This is a genomic window from Nonomuraea sp. NPDC049158 (assembly GCF_040648335.1).
Lineage (GTDB): Bacteria > Actinomycetota > Actinomycetes > Streptosporangiales > Streptosporangiaceae > Nonomuraea.
Genome location: NZ_JBEZDM010000042.1, coordinates 21,521 through 30,251 on the forward strand (window position 1 = coordinate 21,521; position 8,731 = coordinate 30,251).

General features: G+C 68.8%; 8 protein-coding genes. 6 read left to right on the forward strand and 2 right to left on the reverse strand.

What is annotated here, in order from left to right:
• The first annotated feature begins 2 nt into the window (after nt 1-2).
• The 5 genes from AB0B61_RS48875 (at nt 3) to AB0B61_RS48895 (ending at nt 4,115) form a co-directional block, all read left to right on the forward strand.
• On the forward strand, nt 3-1,088 hold the full coding sequence (locus tag AB0B61_RS48875; RefSeq protein ID WP_358447819.1) for a glycosyltransferase family 4 protein: 1,086 nt from the start codon (nt 3-5) through the stop codon (nt 1,086-1,088).
• 181 nt (nt 1,089-1,269) lie between these two features.
• Nucleotides 1,270-2,250: a TerC family protein gene (locus AB0B61_RS48880; protein ID WP_358447821.1), complete on the forward strand. Its 981-nt coding sequence runs from the start codon at nt 1,270-1,272 to the stop codon at nt 2,248-2,250.
• A gap of 104 nt (nt 2,251-2,354) precedes the next feature.
• Nucleotides 2,355-2,996: a phosphatidylserine decarboxylase gene (locus tag AB0B61_RS48885; protein ID WP_357958355.1), complete on the forward strand. Its 642-nt coding sequence runs from the start codon at nt 2,355-2,357 to the stop codon at nt 2,994-2,996.
• Nucleotides 2,983-3,804, forward strand: a complete 822-nt coding sequence (gene pssA, locus AB0B61_RS48890; protein ID WP_358447822.1) for a CDP-diacylglycerol--serine O-phosphatidyltransferase — start codon at nt 2,983-2,985, stop codon at nt 3,802-3,804. The genes AB0B61_RS48885 and pssA overlap by 14 nt, the downstream gene beginning before the upstream one ends.
• 38 nt (nt 3,805-3,842) lie before the next feature.
• Nucleotides 3,843-4,115 (forward strand): hypothetical protein, encoded by a 273-nt coding sequence (locus AB0B61_RS48895; protein WP_358447824.1) that lies wholly within the window; start codon nt 3,843-3,845, stop codon nt 4,113-4,115.
• A gap of 101 nt (nt 4,116-4,216) precedes the next feature.
• Here the strand turns inward: AB0B61_RS48895 and AB0B61_RS48900 are convergent, their stop codons facing one another.
• Both AB0B61_RS48900 and AB0B61_RS48905 read right to left on the reverse strand, forming a co-directional pair.
• Entirely contained in the window at nt 4,217-4,873 is a 657-nt protein-coding gene (locus AB0B61_RS48900; protein ID WP_358447826.1) for an MBL fold metallo-hydrolase, read from the reverse strand.
• Entirely contained in the window at nt 4,870-5,637 is a 768-nt protein-coding gene (locus AB0B61_RS48905) for a maleylpyruvate isomerase family mycothiol-dependent enzyme (protein ID WP_358447828.1), read from the reverse strand. Before AB0B61_RS48905 ends, AB0B61_RS48900 begins: the two co-directional genes overlap by 4 nt.
• 217 nt (nt 5,638-5,854) lie before the next feature.
• Here AB0B61_RS48905 and uvrA point away from each other — a divergent pair, with 217 nt between their 5' ends.
• A complete protein-coding gene (uvrA, locus tag AB0B61_RS48910) occupies nt 5,855-8,695 on the forward strand; it encodes an excinuclease ABC subunit UvrA (protein ID WP_358447830.1) in 2,841 nt (946 codons plus the stop codon).
• The last annotated feature ends 36 nt before the right edge of the window (nt 8,696-8,731 follow it).

The following is an 8,731-nucleotide window of genomic DNA, read 5'->3' on the forward strand; positions in this document are numbered from 1 at the left end:
CTGTGCGGGTGGCGTTCGTGCTGGGCACCACGTCCGGGGGGACGGGACGGCATGTCCGGATGCTGGTCGAGGGGCTCATCCGGCGTGGCCATCGCGTGGTGGTCGTGGGGCCCGTGAGCGTCGAGGCGCAGTTCTCGTTCGGCGAGACCGGGGCCCGGTTCGTGGCGGCGCCGATGTCGGATCGGCCGCATCCGGTCAATGACCTGCGTGCCCTGCTCGCGATCCGGCGGGTGACCAAGGACGCCGACGTGGTGCACGCCCACGGCCTCCGGGCCGGAGCGCTGGCCGGGCTGGGGCTGTGGGGCCGAGCGCCGCTGGTGGTGACCTTGCACAACGCGCTCACCGCGGGGGGGCTGATCGGGGTCGTCTATGGCGGGCTCGAGCGGGTCGTGGCCAGGCGGGCCGACCAGGTGCTGGTCGTCTCGCCCGACCTGGGGGAGCGGATGAGGGCGCTGGGGGCGCGGGAGGTGGGGCCGGCCGTGGTGCCCGCGCCCGTGCCGCGGGCCGCCCGGCGTTCGCCGCGGGAGGTCAGGGCCGAGTTGGGGGCCGGGCGTCGGCCGATCGTGCTCACCGTCGCCAGGCTGGCCCAGCAGAAGGGCTTGGAGACTCTCCTCGACGCCGCTCGCGGGCCCTGGCCGGGCGAGGGTGAGACGCCGCTGTTCGCGGTGGCGGGGGACGGGCCGTTGCTCGGCGACCTGCGGCGCAGGATCGAAGCCGAGGCGCTGCCCGTGGTGCTTCTGGGCAATCGGGATGATGTGCCCGACCTGCTCGCCGCCGCGACCGTCGTGGTGTGGGCGAGCAGGTGGGAGGGCCAGCCGTTGAGCGTGAGCGAGGCCCTCATGATGGGGCGGCCGGTCATCGCGACGGCGGTGGGCGGGGTGCCCGATCTGCTGGCCGGGGCGGGGATCCTGGTGCCGTACGGGGACGTGGCGGCGCTGCGGGCCGCCGTACAGGATGTGGTCGGCGACGGGGCCGAGGCGGCGCGGCTGGCCGCGGCGGCGGCGCGGCGGGGGGCGGAGCTTCCCGATGCCGACGAAGCGGTGGAAAGTGTGCTGAATGTCTACGGACGGTCAAGACAGCACGAATGATTAGGCGAGACTTACGCGTTCTCATATACTGCGTGCGTTAGGGAGGGGAGTATCCCTTCGCGGCAGCCTCGTCATCACGGTGTAGTCCCGCTCCACGGGGCCCCCGGGGCTGCCGGTCCGCGTGCTTGGCGGGCGGGAGAGACCTCCGGCGCTCTGTTTTTGCATGCCGGAGGTAGACCACGTGATCGTACCTGTTTGGGCCTGGATCGCCGTCATAGGCGGCCTGCTGGTCGTTCTCGCCATCGACCTTTGGATCGTCGACCGCGGTGAAGCCCGTGAGTTCTCGATGCGGCAGGCCGGATACTGGGTCACGTTCTACGTACTGCTCGCCGTGGTGTTCGGCGGTCTGCTGTGGGCCACGCTCGGCGGCGCCAAGGCGGGGGAGTTCTTCGCCGGCTACATCACCGAATACAGCCTGAGTGTCGACAACCTGTTCATCTTCTTCATCATCATGAGCAGGTTCGCGGTGCCCAAGGCGTACCAGCACAAGGTGCTGCTCGTCGGGATCCTGCTGGCGCTGGTCATGCGCGGCATCTTCATCGCGCTCGGCGCGGCGGCACTGGAGCGGTTCAGCTGGTTGTTCTACGTCTTCGGCGCCTTCCTGGTCTACACCGCGATCAACCTGATCCGGCAGCACCTCAAGGGCGACGAAGAGGAGTTCAACGAGAACATCCTGCTCAGGTGGGTGCGCAAGGCCTTCCCCACCACCGAGGGCTACGTCGGGTCGAAGGTCACCGTCAAGATCGACGGGCGTCGGATGGTCACCCCGATGCTCATCGTGATGGTCGCCATCGGCAGCACCGACCTGCTGTTCGCGCTCGACTCGATTCCCGCCATTTTCGGACTCACCAAGGACCCGTTCATCGTCTTCGCGGCCAACGCGTTCGCGCTGATGGGACTACGTCAGCTCTACTTCCTGCTGGGAGGCCTGCTTCAGCGGCTGGTCTACATCAGCTATGGGCTTGCGTTCATATTGGGCTTCATCGGGGTTAAGCTCATATTGGAGGCACTGCATGCCAGCGAGGTCTCCTGGGCGCCCGAAATCCCCATCTGGGTCTCGCTCACGGTCATCGGCGCCACCATGGTCATCACCACCGCGGCCAGCCTGATCAAGGCCCGTGTCGATGCGCGCAAGGGCGAGGAAGCCAGCAGGGCTAGCTAAATGGCTTTCGAGGCGCTTTGCTTGAGAAGTTGCGCCGTGTAATAGTTGCTGACTCTGTAACATCACGGCAAAGCGCCCAGTCCAGTCACCATCGAAGGTTGTACGTGTCAGACGATTCTGCCAAGACGGGCCGCGTGCGGCTCGCGCGCGGGGTGTCCCCGTGGCTCTTCCCCACCGTCGCCGCCGCGGCCACCACCGCGCTGCTGACGCGCCGGGACCGTCGATGGGCGCTGGCGGCCGTGCCGCTGGGCGCCCTCACCGGTGCCATGCTCTGGTTCTTCCGTGACCCGGACCGCACGCCGGGCGAGGGGCGGATCCTGTCACCGGCCGACGGCGTCGTGCAGAGCATCGACCCGCAGGCCGATGGGCGCACCCGCGTCGCGATCTTCATGAGTCCGCTGAACGTCCATGTGAACAGGGCCCCCCTTGCGGGAAATGTCACCTCCGTGCAGCATGTGGCGGGTGGGTTCCTGCCGGCTTTCAACAAGGACAGCGACCAGAACGAACGCGTGGTGTGGCATTTCGCGACGGCGCTCGGTGACGTCGAGATGGTGCAGATCGCGGGCGCGGTGGCGCGCAGGATCGTGCCATACGTGACCGTCGGCGCCAAGGTCTCGCAGACCGAGCGAATCGGGCTCATCAGGTTCGGTTCGCGGGTCGACATCTACCTTCCCGAAGGGATCTCGTCCGCGGTGTCCGTGGGCGAGAAGACGGTTGCGGGGGTGACCAGAATTGACCGCGGCTGACGCCGGCAGCTGGCAGGCCGACGACGAAGAACCTCGAGGACCCGTCGGTAAGGCGTTCCGTCTGTCCGCGGCGGACTCGCTCTCGCTGGGCAACGCCATCTGCGGGTTTCTCGCGGTGTGCGTCCTGGCCTCATCGGCGATCCAGTCGCTCAAGGCCGGGGGCGACTTCACGCCCGCGCCGAGCTACTTCGCGACCGCCGTGGTGCTGTTGCTCATCGGCGCCACCTGTGACCTGTTCGACGGCCTGGTCGCGCGGCGCTTCCGCGCCTCCGCCATGGGCGCCGAGCTCGACAACCTCGCCGACGTGATCAGCTTCGGTTTCGCGCCCGCGTTCATGGTCGTGATCTGGGGTGGTTTCACGGACAAGGTGCCGTTCGCCGCGGTGGTGGCCGCCGCCGCGGCGGTGCTGGTCGCCGGTGTCGTCCGGCTGGCGCGGTTCGCCTGCGTCAAGACCAAGAGCGGCGACTTCATGGGGCTGCCCATTCCCATGGGCGCCATGACCGTCATCTCGATCGTGATGCTGTTCCAGCCGAGCGTCTACTCGTTGCTCGCGGTGCTCGGCGTGGCCTGGCTGATGGTGAGCCGGATCGAATACCCCAAGCCCAAGGGGCAGCTCGCCGCGGTGGTGCTCGGGTGGATCATGATCAATGTGGCCTTCCTGACCTTCTGGGTGGCCTGGCCCGAGGGTGGCGACCTGCCGATCAAGATCGGTGCCGCCATGCAGATCGCGCTCGTGGCGGCGATCCCGCTGCGGGTGCTGTTCTACAAGCGTGAGCAGCGCAAGGAAGCCGAGCGCATCGGCAGCTGAGCGGATACGTCCGCCGTCATCCAGGTGGTGATGGAGCCATGTCGGCCACGCCGCGCGAGCACACGCGAACGTACTTTCTCGCGAAGCTGGCCAGGGAGCTGGAGTTGCACGGGCTGACCACCACGCTGCTGCCGTATCCGCCCGCGCTGCGGGTCAGCGACCCCGACACCGCGATGCTCGCCGAGACGGTCGACTGCGTGCCGCTGCCGGAAGGGTGGTTCTACCGCTGGTCGTGGGGCGAGGTCGTCGCTCTCGCCGACGATCCCGCCCTGGCGGCTCAGCGGATCGCCCGAGTCCTGGCGAACCGCTGACCTGGACATGTCGGCCCGCCTCGCCAGCGGCGGGCCGATGTGTCGTGGCGGTGCCCGCAACTCGGAGAGCGGCACCTACGGTTGGTGGTCGCTGAGTCGGCTTACCAGCCTCTGGCCTTCCATTCCGGCAGTGACGGGCGCTCGGCGCCGAGCGTGGTGTCCTTGCCGTGGCCCGGGTACACCCACGTGTCGTCGGGCAGGCGGTCGAAGATCCGCTCGGCGACATCGCTGTAGAGCTGGGCGAAGCGCTCCGGGTCCTTCTGCGTGTTGCCCACTCCGCCCGGGAAGAGCGAGTCGCCGGTGAACAGGTGTCGCCCTTCCTCGCCGCCGTCGTACAGCAGGGCGATCGAACCCGGCGTGTGGCCGCGCAGGTGGATCACCTCGAGGTCGGTCACGCCGACCGTGATCCTGTCGCCGTGCTCGACCGTGCGGTCCACCGGGACCGGCAGGCCGGGCGCGTCGAGCGGGTGCGCGATCACCTGGGCGCCCGTCACCTTGGTCACCTGCTCCAGCGCCTGCCAGTGGTCGCCGTGCTGGTGGGTCGTGACGATCGCGCTGATCGGCTGGTCGGTGACGAGCGCCAGCAGCCGGTCGGCCTCCGCGGCGGCGTCGATCAGCAGGCCGTCGCCGGTCTGGGTGCAGCGCAGCAGGTAGGCGTTGTTGTCGAACGGCCCCACTGCCAGCTTGTAGATCGACAGCTTCGGGAGCTCGCGTACGTCGGCGGGACCGCCGACCTGGACGTCACCTGTGTAGGTCATGGATAGTCCTTCGGGGGCGTCGCGGGCAGATCAGCGGGGGCGGGCATCGTCATCCAGGGCGGCGCCACGGGAACCGGCGTTGACTGCCGCCCCTCCGTCACCACCCTAACGCCCGTGCCGTCGGATCTCCCGATGAGCCATGCCAGAACGTCGGCCGCGTCGCCCTCGACCGCCGGGCCCGGGCCCAGGTCGCGCCACGTCCGGCCACCGCGCAGGGTGATCTCGCTGACGGTGCTCTGCCCATAGGGCCAGCACCGCAGGCAGTCGTGGAGCTCCCGGTGGACGAAGGTCTCCGGCCAGTCCGCCGGGCCGTACCCGGCGCCGAGGTCCACGTGGTGCACTTCGACCTCGCGCAGCCGCCGTACGAGGATGTACCAGGCGGGGTGCGGCGGCGGGCGCATCCCTGAGACGGCCGCCCGCCACGCCGCCTCCGGGAGGTCATGGATCTCGGCGTCCAGCCGGGCGCCGGCGGCTTTCAGCTCGGCGACGTGTTCGGCGGGGGTGCGGCCCGCCCCTGCCTCGATCCCCGTTTCCCTCGCCGCCGCGGTCGGGTACTGCGGTGTCTCGACGCCGGTTCTTGCCCAGGTCAGCAGGTTGATGTGGCTGTCGGCGTTCCCCGCCACGTGGGCCAGCACGTGGCCCCTCGACCAGCCCGGAAGGAGGGAGGGCGCGGCGACGTCGTCCTCGGTGAGGGAGGCCGCCGTGGCCAGGAAACGGGCGGTCGACGCGGCCAGCTCGGCCTGCAGCGTCAGCAGAACGGTCATGCCGGATATTTCATCATCCAGGGGTTCTGGGGGCTGCTGGGGGCATAAAATAGCTGGTCAAGCGGTTGACAGCTAAAGGCCACCTGCAGGGGTGGGAGTAGGCCGTAACCTGGTAGCGACGGATTTTCGGGGTTCGACGAGCGGGCCGCCGAAATTGTCGGAGCCCCCGTCTACCATCCCCCGTGGACCTATCCGCCTTTCGACATCCGGGATCGCCGTGGCAGACCGCCTGATCGTGCGTGGTGCACGTGAACACAACCTCAAAGACGTCTCGCTGGACCTGCCGCGAGACTCTCTGATCGTCTTCACCGGCCTGTCCGGCTCGGGCAAGTCGAGCCTGGCCTTCGACACGATCTTCGCTGAAGGCCAGCGGCGCTACGTCGAGTCGTTGTCGGCTTACGCCCGCCAGTTCCTCGGCCAGATGGACAAGCCCGACGTGGACTTCATCGAGGGCCTGTCGCCCGCGGTGTCGATCGACCAGAAGGCCACCAGCAAGAACCCCCGCTCGACCGTCGGCACGATCACCGAGGTCTACGACTACCTGAGGCTGCTGTGGGCGCGCATCGGCAAGCCCCACTGCCCGGTGTGCGCGCGGCCGATCGCCAGGCAGATGCCGCAGCAGATCGTCGACCGCGTGATGGACCTGGAGGAGGGCACCCGCTTTCAGGTGCTGGCCCCGGTCGTCAGGGGCCGCAAGGGCGAATACGCCGAGCTGTTCCGGGAGCTGCAGACCAAGGGCTTCGCCCGGGCGCGGGTCGACGGCGTGGTCATACGGCTGGAAGAGCCGCCCACGCTGAAGAAGCAGGAGAAGCACGACATCGAGGTCATCGTCGACCGGCTGTCGGTGAAGGAGTCGTCGCGCCGGCGGCTCACCGACTCGGTCGAGACCGCGTTGCAGCTGTCCGGCGGCACGATCACGCTCGAGTTCGTCGACCTGCCCGAGGGTGACCCCAACCGCGAGCGTTTCTACTCCGAGCATCTCTACTGCCCCTACGACGACCTGTCGTTCGAGGAGCTGGAGCCCCGCTCGTTCTCCTTCAACTCGCCCTTCGGCGCCTGCCCGGAGTGCACGGGGCTCGGCACCAAGATGGAGGTCGACCCCGACCTGGTCGTACCCGATCCGGAGGCCACGCTCCGAGACGGCGCGCTCCACCCCTGGTCGGGCGGCCACACCAGCGAATACTTCGTCAGGCTCGTCGAGGCGCTCGGCCACACGATGGGCTTCACCCTCGACACGCCGTGGGAGAAGCTGCCCAAGGCCGCGCAGAAGTCCCTGCTGTTCGGCCACGACGAGCAGGTGCACGTCCGCTACAGCAACCGCTACGGCAGGCAGCGCTCCTACTACACGACCTACGAGGGCGTCATCCCGTGGGTCCAGCGCCGGCACGTCGAAGCGGAGAGCGACTCGACCCGCGAGCGGTTCGAGGGCTACATGCGCGAGATCCCCTGTCCGGCCTGCAAGGGCGCCAGGCTCAAGCCGGTCACGCTGGCCGTCACCGTCGCCGACAAGTCGATCGCCGACGTGTCGTCCATGTCGATCGGCGAGTGCGCGGAGTTCCTCTCCGAGCTCAAGCTGTCCGACCGCGACATGCAGATCGCCGAGCGGGTGGTCAAGGAGATCAACGCCCGCATGGGCTTCCTGCTCGACGTCGGCCTCGACTACCTGACCATGGACCGCGCCGCCGCCACCCTGGCGGGCGGCGAGGCGCAGCGCATCCGGCTGGCCACCCAGATCGGCTCCGGCCTGGTGGGCGTCCTGTACGTCCTGGACGAGCCGTCGATCGGCCTGCACCAGCGCGACAACATGCGGCTGCTCGACACGCTGATCAGGCTGCGCGACATGGGCAACACGCTGATCGTCGTCGAGCACGACGAGGACACGATCGCGGCCGCCGACTGGGTGGTCGACATCGGTCCGGGCGCGGGCGAGCACGGCGGCCAGGTCGTCGTGTCCGGCACCGTCCAGGAGCTGCTGGCCAGCGAAGAGTCGATGACCGGCCAATACCTGTCCGGGCGCAGGAGCATCCCGATCCCCGCCAAGCGCCGCAAGCGCGACAGGAAGCGGCAGATCACCGTCAAGGGCGCGCGCGAGCACAACCTCAAGGGCGTCGACATCGACTTCCCGCTCGGCCTGTTCACCGCGGTCACCGGCGTGTCGGGGTCCGGCAAGTCGACCTTGGTCAACGACATCCTCTACAACGCGCTGGCCAAGGAGCTCAACGGGGCGCGGACCGTGCCGGGGCGACACTCCCGGATCAACGGCATGGACCAGGTCGACAAGGTCGTCCACGTCGACCAGTCGCCGATCGGGCGTACCCCGCGCTCCAACCCGGCCACCTACACCGGCGTGTTCGACCACGTACGCAAGCTGTTCGCGGCCACCACCGAGGCGAAGGTGCGCGGCTACCAGCCGGGACGCTTCAGCTTCAACGTCAAGGGCGGCCGCTGCGAGGCGTGCGCGGGCGACGGCACCATCAAGATCGAGATGAACTTCCTGCCCGACGTGTACGTCCCGTGCGAGGTCTGCCACGGCGCCCGCTACAACCGGGAGACGCTGGAGGTCCACTACAAGGGCAAGACGATCTCCGAGGTGCTCGACATGCCGATCGAGGAGGCGCTCGGCTTCTTCGACGCGATCCCGGCGATCAAGCGCCACCTGCAGACGCTCAACGACGTCGGCCTCGGCTACGTACGGCTCGGCCAGCCGGCCACCACCCTGTCCGGCGGCGAGGCGCAGCGCGTCAAGCTGGCCTCCGAGCTGCAGCGGCGGCAGACGGGGCGGACGATCTACGTGCTCGACGAGCCGACCACCGGGCTGCACTTCGAGGACATCCGGCGGCTGCTCGGGGTGCTCGGGCGGCTGGTCGACGGCGGCAACACGGTGATCGTCATCGAGCACAACCTCGACGTCATCAAGACGGCCGACTGGGTGATCGACATGGGGCCCGAGGGTGGGTCGCGGGGCGGCACGCTGGTCGCCACGGGGACGCCCGAGGAGATCGCGCTGGTGGACGAGAGCCACACAGGGCGCTTCCTGCGCAAGATTCTCTCGCTCTGAGGCTTCCCGGGGGTTCTGTACGGCGGGTTGCCGCCG

What these genes read in the sequence shown, in the direction of transcription:
- AB0B61_RS48895 (WP_358447824.1), top strand. Translation starts at nt 3,843, where the DNA reads ATGTCGGCCACGCCGCGCGAGCACACGCGAACGTACTTTCTCGCGAAG.
- AB0B61_RS48900 (WP_358447826.1), bottom strand. Translation starts at nt 4,873, where the DNA reads ATGACCTACACAGGTGACGTCCAGGTCGGCGGTCCCGCCGACGTACGC.
- AB0B61_RS48905 (WP_358447828.1), bottom strand. Translation starts at nt 5,637, where the DNA reads ATGACCGTTCTGCTGACGCTGCAGGCCGAGCTGGCCGCGTCGACCGCC.